Here is a 24,250-nt window from a genome sequence, read left to right as displayed (position 1 = left end):
GTTCAGCCCGTTCCTGGCAATGCCCGCGTGGACTTTGGTATCGACCGGGTTAACGGAGACGGCCTTCACCTCCACCAGCAGATCGTGCTCGCCGGGCTGCGGCATCGGCGGGGTGATTTCAATGAAGGTAGAGGGATTTTCAGGGTTAACGGCGATGGCTTTCACTGACATGGTGTGCTCCTCAATGGCATGCGTTTTGTTGAGGCTAGTCTATTAAGTGGCCAGTTGCATGATAAGATGGACAATCAAGAACTCAGCGTTCGTACAGGATGAACAATCATGTTTAAGCAGCTGCAGGATATGGCGCTGTTCGCGCTGGTGGCGGAGATGGGCAGCTTTACCGCTGCGGCGCAGAAGGCGGAACTGCCGAAATCCAGCGTCAGCCAGCGTATTAGCCAGCTGGAGCAGCAGGTGGGTATCCGCCTGCTTAACCGCACCACGCGCAGGATCAGCCTCACGTTTGCGGGCGAGCACTATCTGGTGCACTGCCGCGAAATGCTGGCGGCCAGCGAGCGGGCGGAGTACGCCATTCAGCGCCTGCGCGAAAACCCGAGCGGGCGGCTGCGCATCACCTGTCCGGCTGGGATTGGGGCGACGCTGCTGGCACACATGAATGCAGAGTTCCAGCTTCGCTATCCTGAGGTTTCGCTGGACGTGTCGATCTCTGATGACGTGGTGGACCTGGTCGAGGCCGGGTTTGACGTGGCGCTGCGTACCGGCAAGCCGCAGGACTCCTCCCTGATTGGCCGCATGATCGGGCACTGCCCGCGCTACATGCTGGCTTCGCCGGACTATCTGGCGCGCCGGGCGCCGCTGACGCATCCCCGTCAGTTGGTGGAGCACCGCAGCATTACGCATCGGGCTTGGTCAGAGTGGCTTCTGCGAAGCGAGAGCGAGGATTACCGCTACCTGCCGGATAACGCGCACATGACCGATAACCTGGTATACGCCCGCGAATGTGCGATTGCCGGTGCGGGGGTTACGCTGCTTCCTGCATTTCTACTGGAAGATAAAGTTGAAAAGGGCGCGCTGGTGCAGGTGCTGCCGGAGTGGAATGTTGAAGGTAACGATCTGTGGCTGGCGTACCCAAGCCGCAAGCTGAATTCACCCGCGCTGATGAGCTATATCGACTTTGCAATGCAGTTTGATGAGGTGAAGCGGTATTACGTGGGTGGGTGATTTTGTGCGGCCTGATGCCCTCACCCTGGCCCTCTCCCACGGGGAGAGGGTACAAACATAAAAAACGGCAACCGAAGTTGCCGTTTTGCTTTTATTTCGCAATACGCTTGTACTTAATACGCTTCGGCTCCAGCGCGTCGGCGCCCAGCGTGCGTTTCTTGTACTCTTCGTATTCGGTGAAGTTACCTTCGAAGAACTCCACTTTACCTTCGTCCTGGTAGTCCAGGATGTGGGTCGCGATACGGTCCAGGAACCAGCGGTCGTGCGAGATAACCATCGCGCAGCCCGGGAACTCCAGCAGGGCGTTTTCCAGCGCGCGCAGGGTTTCGATATCCAGGTCGTTGGTTGGTTCATCGAGCAGCAGAACGTTACCGCCCACCTGCAGCAGCTTCGCCAGGTGCAGACGACCGCGCTCACCGCCGGACAGCTCGCCCACGCGTTTGCCCTGATCGGTGCCTTTAAAGTTAAAGCGACCAACGTAGGCGCGGCTTGGCATCTCGGTGTTGCCGATACGCATGATATCCAGACCGCCGGAGACTTCTTCCCACACGGTTTTGCTGTTATCCATCGCGTCACGGAACTGGTCAACGGAGGCCAGCTTCACGGTTTCACCCAGGGTGATTGAGCCGCTATCAGGCTGTTCCTGACCGGACATCATGCGGAACAGGGTTGATTTACCCGCGCCGTTCGGACCGATGATCCCGACGATAGCGCCTTTCGGTACGGAGAAGGTCAGGTCGTCGATCAACAGGCGGTCGCCGTAAGACTTGCGCAGGTTGGTCACTTCAACCACTTTATCCCCCAGACGTGCTCCAGGTGGAATAAACAGTTCGTTGGTTTCGTTACGTTTCTGGTATTCGGTGTTGTTCAGCTCTTCGAAGCGTGCCAGACGGGCTTTGCCCTTAGACTGACGGCCTTTCGCGCCCTGACGCACCCACTCCAGCTCTTTCTCGATAGACTTACGACGGGCCGCTTCCTGAGACGCTTCCTGAGCCAGACGCTGATCTTTCTGCTCCAGCCAGGAGGAGTAGTTGCCTTCCCACGGAATACCTTCGCCGCGGTCCAGCTCCAGGATCCAGCCGGCGACGTTGTCGAGGAAGTAACGGTCGTGGGTGATCGCCACAACGGTGCCTTCGAAGTCGTGCAGGAAGCGTTCCAGCCACGCCACGGATTCCGCATCCAGGTGGTTGGTCGGTTCGTCGAGCAGCAGCATGTCTGGTTTTTCCAGCAGCAGGCGGCACAGCGCCACGCGGCGGCGTTCACCACCGGAGAGGTTCGCGATTTTCGCATCCCAGTCCGGCAGACGCAGGGCATCAGCTGCGCGCTCCAGCTGCACGTTCAGGTTGTGACCGTCGTGCGCCTGGATGATCTCTTCATACTTGCCCTGCTGTGCGGCCAGCTTGTCGAAGTCCGCATCCGGTTCGGCGTATTTGGCATACACTTCATCCAGACCTTTCAGGGCGTTAACCACTTCGGAAACCGCTTCTTCAACGGACTCACGCACGGTGTGTTCCGGATTCAGCTGAGGTTCCTGCGGCAGGTAGCCGATCTTGATGCCAGGCTGCGGACGGGCTTCACCTTCGATGTCTGTATCAATGCCGGCCATGATGCGCAGCAGGGTGGACTTACCGGCACCGTTGAGACCCAGAACACCGATTTTTGCGCCCGGGAAGAAGCTCAGCGAGATATTTTTAAGAATATGACGTTTCGGCGGGACAACTTTGCCGACACGATGCATGGTATAAACGAATTGAGCCACGTTGGACTTCGCCTCTTTTATCGTAATGAGAAGGAATTTCAGCCTCGAAGTGTAGCCTTTTTCACGGCCTAATCCCAGCCAGGAACGTCGGGAGTGTTAAAACGCGCAAGAAAGGTAAAAAAGTGTCCATGACGTGGCGCGTTGAAGGATGCCTGGTTAGCATAAGTTAATTAGACTTTGACGTGGCAAGACGCTGCAATTGACGAAAAAACAATGAGGAAGAGCTTGTGGAAAAAGCCAAACGGGTGGTCTGGCGTCTGCTGGCTGCCAGCGTATGCGTAATGGCGGTAAGCCAGGCGGTGCATGCCGATTCACTGGATGAACAACGTAACCGCTACGCCCAGATTAAACAGGCGTGGGACAACAAGCAGATGGATACCGTGCAGGCGCTGATGCCGACGCTAAAGGATTATCCGCTGTATCCGTATCTGGAGTATCGCCAGATCACGGACGATCTCATGAACCAGCCTACCGTCACCGTGAATAACTTCATTCAGGCGAACCCGACCCTGCCGCCAGCCCGAAATCTCCAGTCTCGTTTTGTGAATGAGCTGGCGCGTCGCGAAGACTGGCGCGGACTGCTGGCGTTTAGTCCTGAAAAGCCGAACGCCACCGAAGCCCAGTGTAACTACTACTACGCGAAATGGGCGACTGGCCAGCAGGAAGAGGCCTGGGCCGGGGCGAAAGAGCTCTGGCTGACCGGGAAAAACCAGCCGAACGCCTGTGATTCCCTGTTTGGCGCATGGCGCGCTTCCGGTAAACAGGATCCGCTGTCCTACCTTGAGCGCATCCGTCTGGCGATGAAAGCCGGTAACACGCGTCTGGTGACCACGCTGGCGGGGCAGATGCCGTCCGATTACCAGACGATCTCCACCGCGGTTATCTCGCTGGCGAACGATCCGAACAGCGTGCTGACCTTTGCCCGCAGTACGGGCGCGACCGATTTTACCCGCCAGATGGCGGCGGTGGCCTTTGCCAGCGTGGCGCGTGACGACGTAGAAAACGCACGACTGATGATCCCGCAGCTGGTGCAGGCGCAGCAGCTTAATGAGGAGCAAACCCAGGAGCTGCGCGACATCGTGGCGTGGCGACTGATGGGCACCGATGTGACCGATGAACAGGCGCGCTGGCGTGACGATGCCATTATGCGTTCGAACTCCACGTCGCTGGTGGAACGCCGCGTGCGGATGGCGCTGGGCACGGGCGATCGCCGTGGGCTGAATACCTGGCTCGCGCGGTTGCCAATGGAGGCTAAAGAGAAAGACGAATGGCGCTACTGGCAGGCCGATCTGCTGTTGGAGCGCGGTCGTGATGATGAAGCTAAAGATATCCTCCATACGCTGATGCAGCAGCGCGGGTTCTACCCGATGGCGGCCGCGCAGCGCCTGGGCGAGGAGTACACCTTCCGCATTGATAAAGCGCCCGCTAACGCGAACCCGGCGCTGACGCAGGGGCCAGAAATGGCGCGCGTTCGCGAGCTGATGTACTGGAATATGGATAACACCGCGCGCAGCGAGTGGGCGAATCTGGTGACCAGCCGCACCACCGACGAAAAAGCCCAGCTTGCCCGCTATGCGTTTGATAATCACTGGTGGGATCTCAGCGTGCAGGCGACGATCGCCGGCAAGCTCTGGGATCATCTGGAAGAGCGTTTCCCGCTGGCGTACAGAGATCTATTCGATCGCTATACCAGCGGCAAAGATATCCCGCAAAGCTACGCGATGGCGATTGCCCGTCAGGAGAGCGCATGGAACCCGAAAGTCCGTTCCCCGGTGGGTGCCAGCGGCCTGATGCAGATTATGCCGGGCACGGCGACGCACACGGTGAAGATGTTTAATATTCCTGGGTACAGCAGCCCGTCACAGCTTCTCGATCCGGATACCAACATCAACATCGGTACCAGCTACCTGCAGTACGTGTATCAGCAGTTTGGCAATAACCGCATCTTCTCGTCGGCGGCGTATAACGCGGGGCCTGGACGCGTGCGCACCTGGCTCGGTAACAGCGCCGGGCGCATCGACGCCGTGGCGTTTGTCGAGAGCATCCCGTTCTCGGAAACGCGCGGCTACGTAAAGAACGTGCTGGCCTATGACGCCTACTATCGCTACTTCATGGGGCAGAAAGATACCCTGATGAGCGATGCCGAGTGGCAGAGACGTTACTGATCGGCGTGGGTTGTGTTATGCTGTACTCGCTAATGAGTACAAGAGGCAGCATAACATGACCCAGCATTCCCCGTATTCCTCGGCAATGGCCGAACAACGTCATCAGGAGTGGCTTCGTTTTGTGGAGCTGCTTCGCCAGTCTTACGAACAGGATCTGCATTTATCCCTGATGCAGCTGATGCTCACGCCGGACGAGCGCGAGGCGCTGGGCACGCGCGTGCGGATCATTGAAGAGCTGCTGCGCGGCGAGATGAGCCAGCGCGAGCTGAAGAATGAGCTCGGCGCGGGCATTGCAACGATCACCCGCGGCTCGAACAGCCTGAAGTCGGCGCCGGTTGAGCTGCGCCAGTGGCTCGAGTCAGTCTTATTAAGCGATCAACGATAAATCGCGTTATGGAACGGGCTTAACGCTAAAATCACCGCCTGGTGGTAAACGCCTGAACGCGTCAGCGCACCTGCGGTAAAGACGCCAATCGCCCCTTCTTTACGGCCAATCTCATCAATGCCGGTGTACTGCGACATCACCGGCCCGAGCGCTTCACCCGCACGCACTTTTTCCAGAATGATCTCCGGCAGCGGCAGGGTGGCCGAACGCGCTTCACCGCGCTGTTCACGGCTTTCGATCACCACCCAGCTAAAAGTTGCGCCTTCGTCGATACCGGCTTCAATCGCTACCCAAAAGTCAGCATCCGGTGCCGCGGCCTTAGCGTTTGCCACGCGATTTCGTGCGCCAGCGCGCGTTTCCTCGCTGCCAAACGGCTGTTCAGGCACGCCACTCTCGACGCCGATGGCCTCAATATGGCAGGATCCTGCGCCGAAGATCTCGTCAAATGCCCTTAGAATTGCCTGAATTTTGGCAGGATTAGTGGTAGCAGAGACAACATGGTGCATAATTAAGCTCGATTCAAAAAAAACTCATCGCAGTATAACGGAAAAAAAGCATGTTACAGGTATACCTTGTTCGCCACGGTGAAACGCAGTGGAACGCCGAGCGACGTATTCAAGGCCAGTCAGACAGTCCTCTCACTGAGAAGGGTGTGCAGCAAGCGTGGCAGGTGGCGGAACGCGCCAGAACGCTGGGCATTACCCACGTGATTACCAGCGATTTAGGTCGCACACAGCAGACGGCGCGCATCATCGCGGACGCCTGCGGCTGTGACGTCATGCTTGAGCCGCGCCTGCGCGAGCTGGATATGGGCGTGCTGGAAAAACGCCATATCGATACGCTGACGGAAAAGGAAGAGGGCTGGCGCCGCACGCTGGTGAACGGTACCGAAGATGGCCGTATTCCTGAGGGCGAATCCATGCAGGAGCTCAGCGTACGTATGCATGCCGCACTGGCGGAATGCCTGAAGCTCCCGGCAGGAAGCCGTCCGCTGCTGGTGAGTCACGGGATTGCGTTGGGCTGCCTGGTGAGCACCATTCTGGGGTTACCGGCTTACGCCGAGCGCCGCCTGCGTCTGCGTAACTGCTCCATTTCCCGGATTGATTATCAGGAAAGCGCGTGGCTGGCGTCAGGTTGGGTCGTGGAGATGGCAGGGGACATTTCGCATCTCGATGCCCCTGCGCTTGACGAACTGCAGCGTTAACGGCGTATCGGAATCAAGAATTCCATACGCAGATTGATTGGGCCTTCTTCCGGTTTGGCATCCTGCGCCGGGTAGTAGCGCTCAATGTCCTGACCTTTACGGCGATTCAGATTCAGCATCGGCATGCAGGTTCCGTAAACGGTCAGGATGAACTCCTGAACTCCCGTTCCCAGCCCTTCATAAGCGAACATCACGTATTCGCCACCTTCCAGGACGACAGGCTTCGAACCCTGAATGTAGCCATTGGCCATATCCGGCGTCAGCGCGGTGGTGTAGAACACCTCCTGTTCGTCGTCTTTTTCCTGGCTCGGGTGCGTTTCGTTGAGACCATACAGAATTGGCGGGATCGCCGGCGCGTGGCTCAGGAAGTCGCGCCAGAACTGGACGCGCATCTGATGACGGAACTCGGAAATCTGCTCCAGTGAACAGGAGTAGCTCTGCGTTGTGCCGATCAGATGGGTTTCCGGCAGGGTAATAATTTCATATTTCGGCATCGCGAATTCGCCCAGACGCAGCGGCGGACGCATGCCAAACGAGCTCCAGTCAGGCGAGCGACGATAAAGCGCTGGCGTCAACGAGAACTGTTTTTTAAAGGCGCGGGTGAAGGTCTGCTGCGAATCGAAACGATATTGCAGGGCAATATCCAGAATCGGCCGCGCCGTCAGGCGCAGTGCCACAGCAGATTTTGATAAACGACGCGCGCGAATATAGGCCCCGATAGCATGACCGGTGACATCCTTGAACATCCTTTGCAGATGCCACTTGGAATAGCCTGCTTTAGCCGCCACATTATCCAGTGACAAAGGCTGGTCGAGATGACCTTCCAGCCAGGTGAGCAGGTCGCGAATAATTCCAGCCTGATCCATATACTATCCTCATCCTTAAAACAGCAGGTGCCTGATAACAGGTTAGCGGATAATAGCATTTTTTGATGTTTTAGCATTCAGTGTTTTTTTTGCGCATTCATGCTTTTTAGAGCACATTACAGGCAGATATATTCTAATCCTGTGATCTTGCTACATTTTTATCTAAAGTGTTGAATAATTGCTCAATGTAATTTTAAAGAATGGTAACAATATGAAATACAAGACTTTGATCTTCACCGCGTTGATGCTGATGGTCGGGCGCGCGGCGCAGGCTGAACAGATTGGCTCCGTCGATACCGTGTTCAAAATGTTTGGCCCGGACCACAAAATCGTGGTGGAGGCGTTTGACGATCCGGACGTGAAAAACGTCACCTGCTATGTCAGCCGCGCGAAAACGGGCGGTATCAAAGGCGGGCTGGGACTGGCGGAAGACACCTCCGATGCGGCGATTTCGTGTCAGCAGGTGGGGCCGGTTGAGCTAAGCGATAAAATTAAAAACGGCAAAGCGCAGGGCGACGTGGTATTCCAGAAACGGACCTCGCTGGTGTTTAAAAAGCTGCAGGTGGTGCGTTTTTATGATGCCAAACGCAACACGCTGGCTTACCTCGCCTATTCCGATAAAGTGGTGGAAGGCTCACCGAAAAACGCGATCAGCGCGGTGCCAATTATGCCTTGGCAGTAATTCAGGGATGAATCATGCAACAACCTGTGGTCTGGCTGGTTGAAGACGAAACCAGTATCGCCGATACGCTGATCTACATGCTTCAGCAGGAAGGATTCGCGGTAAAGGCGTTTGAACGCGGCTTACCCGTGCTGGAGGAGGCGCGGCGGCAGGTTCCGGCGCTTGCCATTCTGGATGTCGGGCTGCCGGACATCAGTGGATTTGAGCTTTGTCGCCAGCTGCTGGCGCAGCATCCCTCACTGCCCGTGCTGTTTCTGACGGCGCGCAGTGATGAGGTAGACAAGCTGCTTGGCCTGGAAATGGGCGCTGATGACTACGTTGCGAAACCTTTCTCCCCTCGTGAAGTCTGCGCCCGGGTGCGGACGATTTTACGGCGCATGCAAAAATCCGCCGCACCATCAGAAACGTTACGTATCGGGCAGTTTGAACTGAACGAACCTGCCGCGCGAATCAGCTGGTGCGGGGAAGCACTGCCCCTGACCCGCTACGAATTCTTGCTGCTCAAAACCTTGTTACAGGCACCCGGGCGGGTCTTTTCGCGTCAGCAGCTCATGGACAAGGTATGGGGTGAAGACGGCGACAGCTTCGATCGTACCGTGGACACCCACATCAAAACCCTGCGCGCCAAGCTGCGGGCGGTGAACGAAGAACTGTCACCCATCAGCACCCATCGCGGTATGGGCTACAGTCTGGGCCTTTACTGATGCGTATTGGGATGCGGCTATTGCTGGGATACTTCCTGATCGTGGCCATCGCCGCGTGGTTTGTGCTGTCGATCTTTGTTCAGGAAGTAAAGCCCGGCGTGCGTAGGGCAACCGAGGGCACGTTAATCGATACCGCGACCCTGTTGGCCGAAATCGGACGTGATGATTTGCTTTCGGGTCACGCGCAGCAGGGCAAGCTGGCACAGGCCTTTTCCCAGCTTCATCAGCGCCCTTTCCGCGCCAATATCGGCGGGATCCATAAAGTGCGTAACGAGTATCACGTCTACATGACCGATGCGCAGGGCCGAGTCGTGTTTGATTCCGCCGGTCTGGCCGTGGGGCAAGATTACTCGCGCTGGAACGATGTCTGGCTGACGCTTCGCGGCGAATACGGCGCGCGCAGTACCCAGAGCCATCCCGACGATCCGGAGAGCACGGTGATGTATGTTGCCGCGCCGGTTGTGGATCAGGGCAAGATTATCGGCGTGCTGTCGGTGGGGAAACCGAACAGCGCGATGGCGCCGGTGATTCACCGCAGCGAGCGGAGGATCCTGTGGGCTGGCGGGGCGTTGCTCGGCATTGCCCTGCTGATTGGCCTCGTTGTGGCATGGTGGATCAATCGATCTATCGGTACGTTATCGCGCTATGCCGACTCGGTGACCACGGATACACCTCTCCCGCTGCCTAATCCTGGCAGCAGCGAACTGCACAAGCTGGCCCAGGCGCTGGAAAATATGCGCATTCGCCTTGAAGGGAAAAACTACATTGAACGCTATGTCCATGCGCTGACCCACGAGCTGAAAAGCCCCATCGCCGCCATACGCGGCGCGGCGGAAATTCTCTCCGAGCAGCCGCCGCCGCAGGTGGCCGCGCGGTTTATCGATAATATTCTGGTGCAAAACGCGCGCATGCAGTCGCTGGTTGAAAAACTGCTCACTCAGGCGCGGCTTGAAAATCGGGTCGAGATTACGCCTCAGACCGTCCGCGTCGATCTGCTGTTTACGCGGCTTGCCGATGCGCGCTCGGCGGTGCTGGCGGCAAAAGAGATTGCGCTGACCCTCCAGCCCGCTTCGCTTCATGTTGAAGGCGATCCCGATCTGCTCGAACAGGCGCTCGGCAATTTGCTGGATAACGCTATCGATTTTACCCCGCAGGGCGGTGCCATTGAACTGGCGGCCCGGGAGGAGCACGGGCAGATACAGCTTCTCGTCACCGACAGCGGAAGCGGGATCCCGGATTACGCGCTGGAGCGAATTTTTGAGCGTTTTTATTCCCTGCCGCGCGAGAACGGGTTGAAGAGCAGCGGGCTCGGGCTGGCGTTTGTCCAGGAGGTGGCGCGTCTGCATCAGGGAGAGATTACATTGCGTAATCGTGATGAAGGCGGCGTGATGGCCACGCTGACACTTCACCGTCCCTTCACATAACTTCAAACTGACCCCACACAGCCTGGTTACGCTCTCCTCATCACAAAGGAGACGTAATGATGAAATCCCCCCTGTTCTGGAAAGTCAGCACCCTGCTGGGGTGCATCCTGCTGCTGTTAGTCCCGCTTTTTATGGTCAGTAACCTGATATCAGAGCGGGAGAGCTACCGCAACGATGTCGAAAATACGCTTCGCCAGAGTACCAGCGGACCGCAAAAGCTGGTCGGTCCGATGATTGCGATTCCGATGACGGAGATCTTTTACAAGATAGAGGATGAGAAGAAGGTCGAGTACAAGAAAAGCTATATGCACTTCATTCTGCCGGAATCTCTGGTTGTGGAAGGGAACCAGCGCGTGGAGTCCCGAAGTATTGGCATCTACGACGGGCAAATCTGGAACACTGACCTGAAGATCAAAGCGCAGTTTAATACCGACGAGCTGAAGCAGCTGAAAGGGGAAACGATCGCGACAGGGCAGCCGTTTATCGTGACGGGCGTTGGCGACGCGCGGGGCATTGGCACGGTCAGTATCTCTAAAATCAACGGTGAGACGCTAAGCGTGGAACCCGGTTCAGGCGTCTACGGGGCGCTTGCGGGGATCCACATCCCGCTGACCGACAAAGCGCTGGAAGCCAAAACGTTTACGCTTGAGATGTCCCTCAGTCTGGCGGGAACCGGCAGTTTTGCGGTGGTACCGGTAGGGCGTAATAGCGAAATGACGCTCACCAGCAACTGGCCGCATCCGGGTTTTATGGGCGATTATCTCCCTGTTAAGCATCAGATTGGCGAGTCTGGTTTCCAGGCGAACTGGCAGAGCAGCTGGTTTGCAAATAACCTTGAGAGCTGGTTCTACGACAAGGAGTCGCCGGAGTGGGAGGCGCTCCCGGCCTTTAGCGTCACGGTAGCCACGCCCGCCGATCAGTATCAGCTGACTGACCGTGCGATCAAGTACGCTATTTTGCTGATTGCGCTGACGTTTATGGCCTTCTTTGTCTTCGAAACCTTAACCGGATTACGCCTTCACCCGATGCAGTATCTGCTGGTGGGGCTGTCGCTGGTCCTGTTCTATCTGGTGCTGCTGGCGCTGTCTGAACACGTCGGGTTTACGCCAGCCTGGGTTGTTGCAAGCCTGGTGGGCGCAGCGATGAACGGAATGTACCTGCAGGCCGTGCTGAAAAGCTGGAAACGCAGCGGGCTGTTTGTACTGGCACTGCTCGGGCTGGATGTCGTGATGTGGTTCCTGCTGCGCTCGGAGGACAGCGCGCTGCTGTTGGGGTCAGCGGTTCTCGCGCTGGCGCTGTTCGCCGTGATGTACCTGACCCGGCATTTCGACTGGTACTCGCTCTCTCAGCCGAAGCGACCTGAGCCACCCGCAGAGCCTGATAACGACACGATGCGGATCTGGAAATAAAAAAAACGGCGCAAATGCGCCGTTTTTTAATGCGTTAACTGCGGATTACTCCTGCAGATCGCCGCAGAAACGGTACCCTTCGCCGTGGATCGTGGCGATGATTTCCGGCGTATCTGGCGTAGATTCGAAGTGCTTACGAATACGACGGATGGTCACGTCTACGGTACGGTCGTGCGGTTTCAGCTCACGGCCGGTCATTTTCTTCAGCAGCTCTGCACGGGACTGAATTTTGCCCGGGTTTTCGCAGAAGTGCAGCATCGCGCGGAATTCACTGCGCGGCAGTTTATACTGCTCACCGTTCGGGCTAATCAGCGAACGGCTATTGATATCAAGTTCCCAGCCGTTGAATTTGTAGCTATCTACGCTACGACGCTCTTCGCTGACCGTACCCAGGTTCATGGTGCGGGACAGCAGGTTGCGTGCACGAATGGTTAACTCGCGAGGATTGAACGGCTTGGTGATGTAGTCATCCGCACCGATTTCCAGGCCAAGAATTTTATCAACTTCGTTATCACGGCCCGTCAGGAACATTAACGCGACGTTCGCCTGCTCGCGCAGTTCGCGCGCCAGAAGAAGACCGTTTTTGCCCGGCAGGTTAATATCCATGATCACCAGGTTGATATCATTTTCAGAAAGGATCTGATGCATCTCTGCGCCATCGGTCGCTTCAAAGACATCGTAGCCTTCTGCTTCGAAAATGCTCTTTAACGTGTTGCGTGTTACCAACTCGTCTTCAACGATAAGAATGTGCGGGGTCTGCATGTTTGCTACCTAAATTGCCAACTAAATCGAAACAGGAAGTACAAAAGTCCCTGACCTGCCTGATGCATGTCGCAAATTAACATGATCGGCTTAACGTGACTAAAGTACGTAATTGCGTTCTTGATGCACTTTCCATCAACGTCAACAACATCATTAGCTTGGTCTTGGGTACTTTCCCTTTGGACCCGACAGTGTCAAAAACGGCTGTCATCCTAACCATTTTAACAGCAACATAACAGGCTAAGTGACACCAGACACCCAATAAAACTACGCTTCGTTGACATATATCAAGTTCAATTGTAGCACGTTAACAGTTTGATGAAATCATCGTAGCCGAATGCTAGCCTTTGTCACAATTTTTCAATAAACCAACTAGTTGCGGACATTGATTTATAAACGAAGCGAATCCAATCAGAATAGGGTATTCATGTCGCTATTATCATTATAAAACATAAGGATAATAGTGTTCTGTTAACATTCTAACTGATTGTTCAGACACAGAATAGTTTAGCGTTTTTAATTTGTTATGAAACGCTATTTCGGTGATTTGTGTTGCAATTTTGTAAATTCGCGCTGCGTAATATGTTGAAGCGCATCACATTTTTACCCGCTAACTGATTAAAAAGAGAGCATAAATGCATCTGTCGATTGTACTGGTTGCCCCAGCCAGAGCAGAAAATATAGGCGCAGCGGCGCGTGCTATGAAGACCATGGGTTTTACCGATTTGCGTATCGTGGACAGCACGGCGCACCTGGAGCCAGCCGCCCGTTGGGTGGCGCACGGATCGGGAGATATTCTCGATAATATAAACACTTACGCTACGCTTGCCGACGCGCTGCATGATATTTCGTTTACCGTCGCAACCACGGCGCGCAGCCGGGCGAAGTTTCACTACTATGCCAGGCCAGCGGAGCTGGTGCCGATGCTGAGCGAGAAAAGCCAGTGGCTGGAGAAAGCCGCGCTGGTGTTTGGGCGTGAAGATTCCGGGCTGACCAATGAAGAACTGGAACTGGCGGATGTGCTGACAGGCGCGCCGATGGTTGCAGATTACCCTTCTCTCAATTTAGGCCAGGCGGTGATGGTCTATTGCTATCAATTAGCATCCTTAATACAAATTCCGCAGTCGCCTGTTACAGGTACCGATGAAAACCAGCTGGCTGCACTTCGCGCGCGCGTGGGAAACCTGCTCATGCAGCTGGGTGTGGCTGACGATCAAAAAATGGTCGACTGGTTACAGCAGCGTTTGGGCCGTCTTGAGCAACGCGACACGGCAATGCTGCACCGTTTGCTGCATGATATTGAAAAAAAATTGGCCGAGTAAAGTGCTGTCATACATTTTTATTATGGTGTAATCATCTGATGCTAAGGGTTGCTTTTGGGGTATTCGGATGAAAATAAATCCGACGGCAGCGGGACGTGGGAGTCTCCCGAATTGTGATCAAATTAAAAATTCGTTGACTTAAGGTGCCCGATCCTTTAACCCTAAAAGAATACAGCACAGACAGATAATAATGACAGAGTACACAACATCCATGAAACGCATCAGCATCACCACCATTACCACAACCATCATCATTACCACAGGTAACGATGCGGGCTGACGCGTACAGGAAAAACAAAAAAAAGCCCGCACCTAGACAGTGCGGGCTTTTTTTTCGGCTAAAGGAAACGAGGTAGAACCATGCGAGTGTTGAAGTTCGGCGGTACATCAGTGGCAAATGCAGAACGTTTTCTGCGTGTTGCCGATATCCTGGAAAGCAACGCCAGGCAGGGGCAGGTTGCGACCGTGCTCTCTGCCCCGGCAAAAATCACGAACCATCTGGTGGCGATGATTGAAAAAACCATCGGTGGCCAGGATGCACTCCCGAACATTAGCGACGCAGAGCGTATCTTCGCTGACCTGCTGCAAGGGCTGGCAGAGGCGCTGCCTGGCTTCCCGCACGCTCAGCTGAAGTCTTTCGTTGAGCAGGAATTCGCGCAAATCAAACACGTCCTGCACGGCATCAGCCTTCTCGGCCAGTGTCCGGACAGCATCAACGCGGCGCTGATTTGTCGCGGTGAAAAACTTTCTATCGCCATCATGGCCGGCGTGCTGGAAGCGCGCGGCCATAGCGTGACCGTGATCGATCCCGTTGAAAAACTGCTGGCGGTGGGCCACTACCTCGAATCCACCGTTGATATTGCCGAATCAACCCGCCGTATCGCCGCCAGCAAAATTCCGTCTGACCATATGATCCTGATGGCTGGCTTCACCGCCGGTAACGAGAAGGGCGAGCTGGTGGTGCTGGGCCGTAACGGCTCCGACTATTCCGCCGCCGTGCTGGCCGCCTGTTTACGCGCGGACTGTTGTGAGATCTGGACTGACGTCGACGGCGTCTATACCTGCGACCCGCGCCAGGTACCGGACGCAAGGCTGTTGAAGTCGATGTCGTACCAGGAAGCAATGGAGCTTTCCTACTTCGGCGCCAAAGTGCTTCACCCGCGTACCATCTCCCCGATTGCCCAGTTCCAGATCCCTTGCCTGATTAAAAATACCGGTAACCCGCAGGCGCCGGGTACGCTGATTGGCGCGAGCACCGATGAGGACGGTCTGCCGGTGAAAGGCATCTCCAACCTCAACAACATGGCGATGTTCAGCGTCTCCGGTCCGGGGATGAAAGGGATGGTCGGCATGGCGGCGCGCGTGTTTGCGGCCATGTCCCGCAACGGTATCTCTGTTGTGCTGATCACCCAGTCCTCTTCCGAATACAGCATCAGCTTCTGCGTGCCGCAGGCCGACTGCCTGCGCGCCCGTCGCGCGCTGGAGGAAGAGTTCTACCTGGAGCTGAAAGAAGAGCTGCTGGAGCCGCTCTCCATTCAGGAGCGTCTGGCGATCATCTCCGTGGTGGGCGACGGTATGCGTACCCTGCGCGGTATCTCCGCCAAGTTCTTTGCCGCACTGGCGCGCGCCAATATCAATATCGTGGCGATTGCCCAGGGCTCGTCTGAGCGTTCAATTTCTGTTGTCGTGGACAACGATGACGCGACCACTGGCGTACGCGTGGTTCACCAGATGCTGTTCAACACCGATCAGGTTATCGAGCTGTTCCTGATTGGCGTCGGCGGCGTCGGCGGCGCGCTGCTGGAGCAGGTTAAGCGTCAGCAGGAATGGCTGAAGAAGAAACACATCGACCTGCGCGTCTGCGGGATTGCGAATTCCAAAGCGCTGCTGACCAACGTCCACGGCCTGAACCTGGAAAACTGGCAGGCCGAGATGAAGGAGGCGAAAGAGCCGTTCAACCTGGGCCGCCTGATCCGTCTGGTAAAAGAGTATCACCTGCTTAACCCGGTCATCGTCGACTGCACCTCGAACCAGGCGGTAGCCGATCAGTACGCGGACTTCCTGCGCGAAGGTTTCCACGTGGTGACGCCGAACAAAAAGGCCAACACCTCGTCGATGGATTACTATCACCAGCTGCGTCTGGCGGCGAGCAAGTCGCGCCGCAAGTTCCTGTACGACACCAACGTGGGCGCGGGGCTGCCGGTTATCGAGAACCTGCAGAACCTGCTTAACGCGGGCGACGAACTGCAGCGTTTCTCCGGCATTCTCTCCGGCTCGCTGTCGTTTATCTTCGGCAAGCTGGATGAGGGGATGAGCCTCTCGGAAGCCACCCGCGCCGCGCGCGAGCTGGGCTATACCGAGCCGGATCCGCGTGATGACCTTTCCGGTATGGACGTGGCGCGTAAGCTGCTGATCCTCGCGCGTGAAACGGGCCGCGAGCTTGAGCTTTCGGATATCGTGATTGAGCCTGTCCTGCCGGCAGAATTTGACAGCCGCGGTGATGTCGCTGCCTTTATGACCAGGTTGCCGCAGCTTGACGACGCGTTTGCCGCTCGCGTTGCAAAAGCCCGTGATGAAGGTAAGGTATTGCGCTATGTTGGCAACATTGAAGAAGATGGCGTGTGCCGGGTGAAGATTGCCGAAGTGGATGGCAACGACCCGCTGTACAAAGTCAAAAACGGCGAAAACGCCCTCGCGTTTTACAGCCACTATTATCAGCCACTGCCGCTGGTGCTTCGCGGCTATGGCGCAGGGAACGATGTTACGGCGGCGGGTGTGTTTGCCGATCTGCTGCGTACCCTGTCATGGAAGTTAGGAGTTTAACATGGTCAAAGTTTATGCCCCGGCTTCCAGCGCGAATATGAGCGTCGGATTTGACGTGCTGGGTGCGGCGGTGACGCCGGTGGATGGTTCGCTGCTGGGCGATACGGTTACGGTGGAAGCGGCAGACAGCTTCAGCCTGAACAACGTGGGCCGCTTCGCCAGCAAACTGCCGTCTGAGCCGCGCGAAAATATCGTCTATCAGTGCTGGGAACGCTTCTGTCAGGAGATCGGCAAAAACGTGCCGGTTGCCATGACGCTGGAAAAAAGTATGCCGATCGGCTCAGGTCTGGGCTCCAGCGCCTGCTCGGTGGTCGCCGCGCTGGTGGCGATGAACGAGCACTGCGGCAAGCCGCTGAACAACAACCGCCTGCTGGGGTTAATGGGCGAGCTGGAAGGGCGCATCTCCGGCAGCATTCACTATGACAACGTGGCGCCGTGCTTCCTCGGCGGCATGCAGCTGATGATCGAAGAAAATGGCATCATCAGCCAGCAGGTGCCAGGGTTTGATGAGTGGCTGTGGGTGCTGGCCTATCCGGGTATCAAGGTTTCAACCGCGGAAGCGCGTGCGATCCTGCCCGCGCAGTATCGTCGTCAGGACTGTATTGCCCACGGGCGTCATCTGGCGGGCTTTATCCACGCCTGCTACACCCGCCAGCCGCAGCTGGCGGCCAAACTGATGAAGGACGTCATTGCCGAGCCGTACCGCACGAAGCTGCTGCCCGGCTTTAACGAGGCGCGACAGGCATCGATGGATATTGGCGCGCAGGCGTGCGGCATCTCCGGCTCCGGGCCGACGCTGTTTGCCCTGTGCGACAAGCCTGATACCGCGCAGCGCGTGGCGGACTGGCTCTCTAAACACTACCTGCAAAATCAGGAAGGCTTTGTTCATATTTGCCGTCTGGACACGGCTGGCGCACGAGTACTGGGATAATCAATGAAACTCTATAACCTTAAAGATCATAACGAGCAGGTCAGCTTCGCGCAGGCGGTCACTCAGGGGCTGGGCAAAAACCAGGGGCTGTTCTTCCCGCATGACCTGCCGGAATTTCACCTGACCGACATCGACGAACTGCTGAAGCAGGACTTTGTCACCCGCAGCACTAAAATTCTTTCGGCGTTTATCGGCGACGAAATCCCGCAGGAGCTGCTGGAAGAGCGCGTGCGTGCGGCGTTCGCTTTCCCGGCACCGGTGAAGCAGGTGGAGCCTGACGTTGGCTGCCTGGAGCTGTTCCACGGCCCGACCCTGGCGTTCAAAGACTTCGGCGGCCGCTTTATGGCGCAGATGCTGACCCACATCAGCGGCGACAAGCCGGTGACCATCCTGACCGCGACCTCCGGGGATACCGGTGCGGCGGTGGCGCACGCGTTCTACGGCCTGAAAAACGTCCGCGTGGTGATCCTCTATCCGAAAGGCAAAATCAGCCCGCTGCAGGAAAAACTGTTCTGTACGCTCGGCGGCAACATTGAAACCGTGGCAATTGACGGTGATTTCGATGCCTGTCAGGCGCTGGTCAAGCAGGCCTTCGACGACGAAGAGCTGAAGGTGGCCCTGGGTCTGAACTCTGCCAACTCTATCAACATCAGCCGTCTGCTGGCGCAGATCTGCTACTACTTCGAAGCGGTAGCGCAGCTGCCGCAGGAAGCGCGTAACCAGCTGGTGATCTCCGTGCCGAGCGGTAACTTTGGTGATCTGACGGCTGGCCTGCTGGCGAAATCCCTGGGTCTGCCGGTGAAACGCTTTATCGCCGCCACCAACGCTAACGACACCGTGCCGCGCTTCCTGAAAGACGGGAAGTGGGCGCCGAACGCCACGCAGGCAACGCTCTCTAACGCCATGGACGTGAGCCAGCCGAACAACTGGCCGCGCGTGGAAGAGCTGTTCCGCCGTAAGATCTGGCGTCTGGGCGATCTGGGCTACGCCGCGGTGACGGATGAAACCACCAAAGCGACCATGCGCGAGCTGAAGGCGGTGGGGTATACCTCTGAACCGCATGCGGCGATTGCTTACCGCGCGCTGCGCGACCAGCTTAACCCGGGTGAATATGGCCTGTTCCTGGGCACCGCGCATCCGGCGAAGTTTAAAGAGAGCGTGGAAGCGATCCTGGGAGAAACGCTGCCGCTGCCGAAAGAGCTGGCCGAGCGTGCCGATCTGCCGCTGCTGTCACATGAGCTGCCGGCAGACTTTGCCGCGCTGCGTAAGCTGATGATGACCCGAGCATAATTTTTGTCGGGTGCGGCTACGCCTTACCCGACCTACAACGGCTCAGAACGTAGGCCGGGTAAGGCGAAGCCGCCACCCGGCTTTTTTGTGAAGAAATTAAGGAGGAAAATAGCAGGGAAAAAGCAGAAATTCCCAATAAATGCGGTCACTTAGCGTTTAGGATTGCAGAGAATAACATCCCCCGTTCCCCTCGCGTACTCTCCTTACATCGGCCCACGTTGGGCAAAGATAATAAGGAGTCACCGATGTCTACACTGAAACCTGTGCTGATTGCGCTTTCACTGATGCTGGTCGCTCCCATGGCGGTACAGGCATCCGAAATCACCCTTGTGCCTGCGGTCAAACTGCAGATTGGCGACCAGGATAATAACGGGCACTACTGGGACGGCGGCCGCTGGCGCGACCACGACTGGTGGAAGGCGCATTATGACTGGCGCGATAACCACTGGCGTCCGCATGATGAGCATCGTAAACATGACGATCGCCATGACGACCATCACCACGATGACCACCGCGACGATCGCGGCCCTGACTGGAAACACCATTAATGCAAAACCCCGCCAGCTGGCGGGGTTTGTTTTTACTGCTCGTGGCGCTTAAACACCAGCTCGCCTTTCCCTGACGACGCCTCGTCAAAGAAATAGCCTTCGCTGTTGAAGGCGGTCAGCTGCTCCGGCTTCGTCAGACGGTTCTGGATGATGTAGCGGCTCATCAGGCCACGCGCTTTCTTGGCGTAGAAGCTGATCACCTTGAACTTACCGTTCTTCTCGTCGAGGAACACCGGTTTGATAATCTCCGCGTCCAGCTTTTTCGGCTTCACCGACTTGTAGTATTCATCGGATGCCAGGTTAATCACCACGTTATCGCCCTGAGCGCGCAGTGCCGCGTTCAGCTTATCGGTGATGATATCGCCCCAGAAATGGTACAGGTCTTTGCCTTTGGCATTCTCCAGACGAATCCCCATCTCCAGACGATAGGGCTGCATCAGATCCAGCGGGCGCAGTACGCCGTACAGACCCGACAGCATGCGCAGATGCTGCTGGGCAAAATCGAAATCGGCTTCGCTAAAATCTTCCGCCTGCAGGCCGGTATAGACATCGCCTTTAAACGCCAGAATCGCCTGGCGAGCGTTAGAGGGGGTGAAATCCGGGTGCCACTCGTGAAAGCGGGTCGCGTTCAGATCGGCCAGCTTGTCGCTGATGCTCATCAGCGAGGCGATTTGCGGTGCAGAGAGCTTGCGCGCTTCGCGGATCAGCTGTTGCGAGTAGTCCAGCAGTTCAGGCTGGGTATAGCGCTCGGTGGCGAGTGGGCTCTGGTAGTCGAGCGTTTTTGCAGGTGAAATCAGAATCAGCATATCCAGTCCTTGCAGGAAATTTAGAGCGACTTTAGCAAAAAATCGCCCCGAATTGATCGATAGCTGTTATTGCCGCGGCAAATCATCCCACGTACCGGGGGCAAGCTGCGCCTTAATATCGGGATAGCGGGCGGGATCAAATACCGGCGGAACACCCAGTTTGCGCTGACGAAGATAGTCTCTGGCAATCAGGGTCACCACGGGCGAGAGCAGCAGGATTGCCGTGAGGTTAGTGATCGCCATCAGCGCCATAATGATATCGGCCAGCTGCCAGACCAGCGGCATACTGAGCAGGGAGCCTGCTATCACCATCAGGACGACCCCGAGACGCAGGGTTCCGATTGCAGCGCGGGAGTCGAGCTTCAGGAAAATAAGGTTATTTTCGGCGTAGAGGTAATTCACCACTATTGAGCTGAAGGCAAACAAGATCAGGATGAGCGAGACAAACCCTGCACCCCAGCCGCCGGTCAGGTTCACCAGCGCCTGCTGGAGAAGCTGTATCCCGGCGGTTCCTGAGGAATGCGGGACGGGGCCCGCCAGCAGCAAAATCATGGCGCTGGCGGAACAGATGATAATGGTATCGGTAAAGACGCCAATCATCTGCACAATGCCCTGTGCGGCCGGGTGCGGCGGCCAGGAAGAGGCGGCGGCGGCCGCGTTGGGGGTTGACCCCATCCCGGCTTCATTGGAGAACATGCCCCGCTGAAAGCCCGCCATCAGCGCCTGGCTGAAGGTGTAGCCCAACGCCCCGGAGGCCATCTCGCGCCAGCCAAAGGCGCTTTTGACGATGGTCGCAATCACGCCCGGCACCTGCTCGAGATGCAGTGCGGCAACGAACAGGCTCGCGGCAACCCAGAGCAACGCCATAATGGGCACCAGCCACTGCATCAGGCGGGCGATACCCTTAAGACCGGCAGAAATGGTGAGCAGAACGATGAGGGCTAAAGCAATACCGGCGACCCACTCCGGGCAGGAGAAGGCGTAGCTCAGGGCATTGGCGACAGAATTTGCCTGGACGGTATTAAAAATGAGGCCGTACGCGAGCAGTAAAAAAACCGAGAACAGGACGCCCATCCAGCGCATCCCCAGGCCACGCGCCATGTACCAGGCAGGGCCACCGCGAAACTGGCCGTGTTTATCTTTCTCTTTATAGAGTTGTGCAAGCGAACTTTCGGCAAAGGAGGTGGCCATTCCGAGTAGCGCCGTCACCCACATCCAGAAGACCGCGCCTGGCCCACCGGCGCTGATGGCCAGCGCAACGCCCGCCAGATTGCCGCTGCCGAGACGCGCCGCCAGGCTGGTACAGAGCGCCTGGAACGACGTTAATCCACCCGGCTGCGGCGTAACGCTGTTTTTCAGACTTCTGCCAAACTTGCGAATATAGCGAAACTGGATAAACCCACTGCGTAGCGTAAACCAAATACCTGCTCCCAGAAGCAGGTAAATCATTATCGAACCCCAGAGGACTTCGTTAATAAAGAAAAAGAAATCAGGCATTAACGTCCCTCTTGTTGATGCCAATGTGAATATGTAAGCGCTACCACTGATTGGGCATGCTGTTGCTTAGCAGCCTGTTAATCTTCCGAGTTTACCATACTCTGCCTAAGCGCACTGTCTGCGGTTGCGCTACCCCTCCGTCGTGTTATCATCAGGGCAGACCGGTTACATCCCCCTAACAAGTAAACCTGTCATTTTTCCGCTGCAGGCATGCTGTCGGTAGCGTGAATTATCCAGGGCACGTTAAAAGAGAAACACTATCATGACGGATAAATTGACCTCCCTTCGTCAGTTCACCACTGTCGTAGCTGACACCGGAGATATCGCGGCAATGAAGCTGTACCAGCCGCAGGATGCCACAACCAACCCTTCTCTGATCCTTAACGCCGCACAGATCCCTGAGTATCGCAAACTGATTGACGACGCAGTGACCTGGGCGAAAGCACAGAGCAACGACCGCGCGCAGCAGGTTGTGGATGCCACCGACAAACTGGCAGTGAACATCGGTCTGGAAATCCTGAAACTGGTTCCTGGCCGTATCTCTACCGAAGTGGATGCGCGTCTCTCCTACGACACCGAAGCGTCTATCGCCAAAGCGAAACGTCTGATCAAAATGTACAACGACGCGGGCATCAGCAACGATCGTATCCTGATCAAACTGGCTTCTACCTGGCAGGGTATTCGCGCGGCAGAGCAGCTGGAAAAAGACGGTATCAACTGTAACCTGACCCTGCTGTTCTCCTTCGCGCAGGCGCGTGCATGTGCAGAAGCAGGCGTATACCTGATTTCTCCGTTCGTGGGCCGTATTCTGGACTGGTACAAAGCCAACACCGATAAGAAAGAGTACGCACCGGCTGAAGATCCAGGCGTGATTTCTGTGACTGAAATCTACGAATACTACAAACAGCACGGCTATGAGACTGTGGTTATGGGAGCAAGCTTCCGTAACGTCGGTGAAATCATCGAGCTGGCTGGCTGTGACCGCCTGACCATCGCGCCTGCGCTGCTGAAAGAGCTGGCAGAAAGCGAAGGTACTCTGGAGCGTAAACTGTCTTACACCGGTGAAGTGAAAGCACGCCCAGAGCGCATCACGGAATCCGAGTTCCTGTGGCAGCACAACCAGGATCCAATGGCGGTAGACAAGCTGGCGGACGGTATCCGTAAGTTTGCTGTTGACCAGGGCAAACTGGAAAAAATGATCGGCGACCTGCTGTAATCATTCTGCGTGACCGGGTTCCCGGTCACGCGACTTCTTTCGTACCCTGTCTGAATCTCCTCTCTGCGTGTATCATTCCCTTTAATCAGTACTTTTTGAATGGAATGGATATGAATACCTTACGCATCGGCTTAGTGTCGATTTCTGACCGCGCCTCCAGCGGTGTTTACCAGGATAAAGGCATCCCCGCTCTGGAAGCGTGGTTGAGCAGCGCGCTGACCACCCCCTTTGACATTCAGACCCGCCTGATCCCTGACGAACAGCCGATCATCGAGCAGACGCTCTGCGAGCTGGTGGATGAGATGAGTTGCCACCTTGTTCTGACGACGGGCGGAACCGGCCCCGCGCGCCGCGACGTGACGCCGGATGCGACTCTGGCGATTGCCGATCGTGAAATGCCTGGCTTCGGCGAACAGATGCGCCAGATCAGTCTACACTTTGTTCCGACGGCCATCCTTTCCCGCCAGGTGGGGGTGATCCGCAAGCAGGCGTTGATCCTGAACCTGCCGGGCCAGCCGAAGTCGATTAAAGAGACGCTGGAAGGGCTGAAAGCAGAAGACGGCAGCGTCCTCGTTCATGGCATTTTTGCAAGTGTACCGTATTGTATACAGCTGCTTGACGGTCCCTATGTGGAAACCGATGAGAAAGTGGTAGCAGCTTTTCGCCCGAAAAACGCACGTCGCGAAACAATCTCCTGAAATTAACCAATATGTGACATTAGCTGAAGCGGCGATAGCGTGGTGAAACTTTTACGGTATAGTAATTTTTTCTTTACGAATGCTGTAAAAATAAATCCACAACACACGCACAATGGTTCGCTATGTCACATAACACCCGACCTCTGAATCGACAGGACTACAAAACCCTCACGCTCGCGGCCTTAGGCGGCGCGCTGGAGTTTTACGACTTTATCATCTTCGTCTTCTTCGCCGCCGTGGTGGGAGAACTCTTCTTCCCGGCGGATATCCCGGAATGGCTGCGTCAGGTGCAAACCTTCGGCATTTTTGCCGCCGGGTATCTGGCGCGTCCGCTGGGCGGCATTATCATGGCCCACTTTGGCGATCTGGTCGGGCGCAAGAAGATGTTTACCCTTAGCATCCTGCTGATGGCCGTGCCGACGCTGGCCATTGGTTTGCTACCTACCTATGCCTCGATGGGCATTCTCGCGCCGTTGCTGCTGTTGCTGATGCGCGTCCTGCAGGGGGCGGCGATTGGCGGTGAAGTGCCGGGCGCGTGGGTGTTTGTCGCGGAACATGTTCCCGTGCGCCGCATTGGTAT

24 protein-coding genes, 1 pseudogene and 1 other annotated feature are annotated in these 24,250 nt (G+C 56.5%); of the genes and pseudogenes, 18 read left to right on the top strand and 7 right to left on the bottom strand.

Annotation, left to right across the window (positions count from 1 at the left end; genetic code table 11):
- Positions 1-171: pseudogene (locus DOU50_RS06620) on the bottom strand (zinc-binding alcohol dehydrogenase family protein); the annotation flags it as partial.
- A 108-nt stretch (positions 172-279) separates the two neighbouring features.
- Here DOU50_RS06620 and DOU50_RS06615 point away from each other — a divergent pair.
- Entirely contained in the window at positions 280-1,179 is a 900-nt protein-coding gene (locus tag DOU50_RS06615; protein WP_148769074.1) for a LysR family transcriptional regulator, read from the top strand.
- Positions 1,180-1,270: 91 nt separating this feature from the next.
- Here the strand turns inward: DOU50_RS06615 and ettA are convergent, their stop codons facing one another.
- On the bottom strand, positions 1,271-2,938 hold the full coding sequence (gene ettA, locus DOU50_RS06610) for an energy-dependent translational throttle protein EttA (protein ID WP_006810191.1): 1,668 nt from the start codon (positions 2,936-2,938) through the stop codon (positions 1,271-1,273).
- 227 nt (positions 2,939-3,165) lie between these two features.
- On the opposite strand from ettA, the gene sltY reads away from it, so the two are divergent.
- A complete protein-coding gene (gene sltY / locus DOU50_RS06605) occupies positions 3,166-5,103 on the top strand; it encodes a murein transglycosylase (protein ID WP_148769073.1) in 1,938 nt (645 codons plus the stop codon).
- A 55-nt stretch (positions 5,104-5,158) separates the two neighbouring features.
- The gene (trpR, locus tag DOU50_RS06600; protein ID WP_148769072.1) at positions 5,159-5,488 is read left to right on the top strand and encodes a trp operon repressor; all 330 of its coding nucleotides are present in this window, start codon (positions 5,159-5,161) and stop codon (positions 5,486-5,488) included.
- Here the strand turns inward: trpR and yjjX are convergent.
- The gene (yjjX, locus tag DOU50_RS06595; protein WP_032649880.1) at positions 5,479-5,994 is read right to left on the bottom strand and encodes an inosine/xanthosine triphosphatase; all 516 of its coding nucleotides are present in this window, start codon (positions 5,992-5,994) and stop codon (positions 5,479-5,481) included. The two genes, trpR and yjjX, sit on opposite strands and share 10 nt — an antisense overlap.
- A gap of 50 nt (positions 5,995-6,044) precedes the next feature.
- Here yjjX and gpmB point away from each other — a divergent pair, with 50 nt between their 5' ends.
- Positions 6,045-6,692, top strand: coding sequence for a 2,3-diphosphoglycerate-dependent phosphoglycerate mutase GpmB (gene gpmB, locus DOU50_RS06590; RefSeq protein WP_048989680.1), 648 nt, complete (start codon positions 6,045-6,047; stop codon positions 6,690-6,692).
- Here the strand turns inward: gpmB and robA are convergent.
- Positions 6,689-7,558 carry an MDR efflux pump AcrAB transcriptional activator RobA gene (gene robA / locus DOU50_RS06585; RefSeq protein ID WP_024907406.1) on the bottom strand — a complete coding sequence of 290 codons (870 nt, stop codon included), beginning with the start codon at positions 7,556-7,558 and terminating at the stop codon, positions 6,689-6,691. The two genes, gpmB and robA, sit on opposite strands and share 4 nt — an antisense overlap.
- A gap of 211 nt (positions 7,559-7,769) precedes the next feature.
- Here robA and creA point away from each other — a divergent pair, with 211 nt between their 5' ends.
- From creA to creD, 4 genes are read left to right on the top strand one after another with little or no spacing between them, the layout of a single operon-like run.
- Positions 7,770-8,240, top strand: a complete 471-nt coding sequence (gene creA / locus DOU50_RS06580; protein ID WP_024907407.1) for a protein CreA — start codon at positions 7,770-7,772, stop codon at positions 8,238-8,240.
- Between the two features lie 14 nt (positions 8,241-8,254).
- Positions 8,255-8,944: a two-component system response regulator CreB gene (creB, locus tag DOU50_RS06575; protein ID WP_024907408.1), complete on the top strand. Its 690-nt coding sequence runs from the start codon at positions 8,255-8,257 to the stop codon at positions 8,942-8,944.
- A complete protein-coding gene (gene creC / locus DOU50_RS06570) occupies positions 8,944-10,368 on the top strand; it encodes a two-component system sensor histidine kinase CreC (RefSeq protein WP_148769071.1) in 1,425 nt (474 codons plus the stop codon). Before creB ends, creC begins: the two co-directional genes overlap by 1 nt.
- Positions 10,369-10,424: 56 nt before the next feature.
- Positions 10,425-11,777 carry a cell envelope integrity protein CreD gene (gene creD, locus DOU50_RS06565; RefSeq protein WP_148769070.1) on the top strand — a complete coding sequence of 451 codons (1,353 nt, stop codon included), beginning with the start codon at positions 10,425-10,427 and terminating at the stop codon, positions 11,775-11,777.
- Between the two features lie 45 nt (positions 11,778-11,822).
- Here the strand turns inward: creD and arcA are convergent, their stop codons facing one another.
- Positions 11,823-12,539, bottom strand: a complete 717-nt coding sequence (gene arcA, locus DOU50_RS06560; protein ID WP_003856501.1) for a two-component system response regulator ArcA — start codon at positions 12,537-12,539, stop codon at positions 11,823-11,825.
- A gap of 95 nt (positions 12,540-12,634) precedes the next feature.
- Here arcA and yjjY point away from each other — a divergent pair, with 95 nt between their 5' ends.
- The 7 genes from yjjY (at position 12,635) to DOU50_RS06525 (ending at position 19,453) form a co-directional block, all read left to right on the top strand.
- Positions 12,635-12,775: a protein YjjY gene (gene yjjY / locus DOU50_RS06555; protein WP_085928893.1), complete on the top strand. Its 141-nt coding sequence runs from the start codon at positions 12,635-12,637 to the stop codon at positions 12,773-12,775.
- A 399-nt stretch (positions 12,776-13,174) separates the two neighbouring features.
- Positions 13,175-13,861: a tRNA/rRNA methyltransferase gene (locus DOU50_RS06550; RefSeq protein ID WP_148769069.1), complete on the top strand. Its 687-nt coding sequence runs from the start codon at positions 13,175-13,177 to the stop codon at positions 13,859-13,861.
- 211 nt (positions 13,862-14,072) lie between these two features.
- Complete coding sequence (gene thrL, locus DOU50_RS06545; RefSeq protein WP_015572623.1) at positions 14,073-14,141, top strand: thr operon leader peptide; 69 nt, start codon at positions 14,073-14,075, stop codon at positions 14,139-14,141.
- Positions 14,080-14,197 (top strand) — a sequence feature (Thr leader region). Its footprint overlaps the gene before it by 62 nt.
- A gap of 24 nt (positions 14,198-14,221) precedes the next feature.
- Positions 14,222-16,684: a bifunctional aspartate kinase/homoserine dehydrogenase I gene (thrA, locus tag DOU50_RS06540; protein WP_148769068.1), complete on the top strand. Its 2,463-nt coding sequence runs from the start codon at positions 14,222-14,224 to the stop codon at positions 16,682-16,684.
- A gap of 1 nt (position 16,685) precedes the next feature.
- Positions 16,686-17,615, top strand: a complete 930-nt coding sequence (gene thrB, locus DOU50_RS06535) for a homoserine kinase (RefSeq protein ID WP_032660770.1) — start codon at positions 16,686-16,688, stop codon at positions 17,613-17,615.
- 3 nt (positions 17,616-17,618) lie between these two features.
- Entirely contained in the window at positions 17,619-18,905 is a 1,287-nt protein-coding gene (thrC, locus tag DOU50_RS06530; protein ID WP_024907414.1) for a threonine synthase, read from the top strand.
- Positions 18,906-19,150: 245 nt separating this feature from the next.
- Complete coding sequence (locus tag DOU50_RS06525) at positions 19,151-19,453, top strand: DUF2502 domain-containing protein (RefSeq protein ID WP_045327616.1); 303 nt, start codon at positions 19,151-19,153, stop codon at positions 19,451-19,453.
- 32 nt (positions 19,454-19,485) lie between these two features.
- Here DOU50_RS06525 and yaaA read toward each other — a convergent pair whose 3' ends face one another.
- Complete coding sequence (gene yaaA / locus DOU50_RS06520; protein WP_061715988.1) at positions 19,486-20,259, bottom strand: peroxide stress protein YaaA; 774 nt, start codon at positions 20,257-20,259, stop codon at positions 19,486-19,488.
- Between the two features lie 66 nt (positions 20,260-20,325).
- Entirely contained in the window at positions 20,326-21,756 is a 1,431-nt protein-coding gene (locus DOU50_RS06515) for an alanine/glycine:cation symporter family protein (protein WP_148769067.1), read from the bottom strand.
- Positions 21,757-22,018: 262 nt separating this feature from the next.
- Here DOU50_RS06515 and tal point away from each other — a divergent pair, with 262 nt between their 5' ends.
- The 3 genes from tal to DOU50_RS06500 all read left to right on the top strand — a co-directional run.
- Positions 22,019-22,972, top strand: coding sequence for a transaldolase (tal, locus tag DOU50_RS06510; protein ID WP_024907418.1), 954 nt, complete (start codon positions 22,019-22,021; stop codon positions 22,970-22,972).
- A gap of 110 nt (positions 22,973-23,082) precedes the next feature.
- Complete coding sequence (gene mog / locus DOU50_RS06505) at positions 23,083-23,670, top strand: molybdopterin adenylyltransferase (protein WP_024907419.1); 588 nt, start codon at positions 23,083-23,085, stop codon at positions 23,668-23,670.
- 122 nt (positions 23,671-23,792) lie between these two features.
- Positions 23,793-24,250: MFS transporter (locus tag DOU50_RS06500; RefSeq protein WP_148769066.1), on the top strand; the 458-nt coding region annotated here is incomplete at its 3' end.

Source organism: Enterobacter sp. C6, assembly GCF_008122455.1.
Taxonomy (GTDB): domain Bacteria; phylum Pseudomonadota; class Gammaproteobacteria; order Enterobacterales; family Enterobacteriaceae; genus Enterobacter; species Enterobacter pseudoroggenkampii.
The sequence above is the reverse complement of the archived record's forward strand: the minus strand, read 5'-3'. Positions and strand labels throughout refer to the sequence as shown.

Coding starts and splice junctions, on each gene's coding strand:
- yjjX (WP_032649880.1), bottom strand. CDS start 5,994: ATGCACCATGTTGTCTCTGCTACCACTAATCCTGCCAAAATTCAGGCA.
- DOU50_RS06515 (WP_148769067.1), bottom strand. CDS start 21,756: ATGCCTGATTTCTTTTTCTTTATTAACGAAGTCCTCTGGGGTTCGATA.
- arcA (WP_003856501.1), bottom strand. CDS start 12,539: ATGCAGACCCCGCACATTCTTATCGTTGAAGACGAGTTGGTAACACGC.
- creA (WP_024907407.1), top strand. CDS start 7,770: ATGAAATACAAGACTTTGATCTTCACCGCGTTGATGCTGATGGTCGGG.
- thrB (WP_032660770.1), top strand. CDS start 16,686: ATGGTCAAAGTTTATGCCCCGGCTTCCAGCGCGAATATGAGCGTCGGA.
- trpR (WP_148769072.1), top strand. CDS start 5,159: ATGACCCAGCATTCCCCGTATTCCTCGGCAATGGCCGAACAACGTCAT.
- robA (WP_024907406.1), bottom strand. CDS start 7,558: ATGGATCAGGCTGGAATTATTCGCGACCTGCTCACCTGGCTGGAAGGT.
- DOU50_RS06525 (WP_045327616.1), top strand. CDS start 19,151: ATGTCTACACTGAAACCTGTGCTGATTGCGCTTTCACTGATGCTGGTC.
- DOU50_RS06550 (WP_148769069.1), top strand. CDS start 13,175: ATGCATCTGTCGATTGTACTGGTTGCCCCAGCCAGAGCAGAAAATATA.
- creC (WP_148769071.1), top strand. CDS start 8,944: ATGCGTATTGGGATGCGGCTATTGCTGGGATACTTCCTGATCGTGGCC.
- tal (WP_024907418.1), top strand. CDS start 22,019: ATGACGGATAAATTGACCTCCCTTCGTCAGTTCACCACTGTCGTAGCT.
- creD (WP_148769070.1), top strand. CDS start 10,425: ATGATGAAATCCCCCCTGTTCTGGAAAGTCAGCACCCTGCTGGGGTGC.
- thrA (WP_148769068.1), top strand. CDS start 14,222: ATGCGAGTGTTGAAGTTCGGCGGTACATCAGTGGCAAATGCAGAACGT.
- gpmB (WP_048989680.1), top strand. CDS start 6,045: ATGTTACAGGTATACCTTGTTCGCCACGGTGAAACGCAGTGGAACGCC.
- creB (WP_024907408.1), top strand. CDS start 8,255: ATGCAACAACCTGTGGTCTGGCTGGTTGAAGACGAAACCAGTATCGCC.
- thrC (WP_024907414.1), top strand. CDS start 17,619: ATGAAACTCTATAACCTTAAAGATCATAACGAGCAGGTCAGCTTCGCG.
- DOU50_RS06615 (WP_148769074.1), top strand. CDS start 280: ATGTTTAAGCAGCTGCAGGATATGGCGCTGTTCGCGCTGGTGGCGGAG.
- mog (WP_024907419.1), top strand. CDS start 23,083: ATGAATACCTTACGCATCGGCTTAGTGTCGATTTCTGACCGCGCCTCC.
- yaaA (WP_061715988.1), bottom strand. CDS start 20,259: ATGCTGATTCTGATTTCACCTGCAAAAACGCTCGACTACCAGAGCCCA.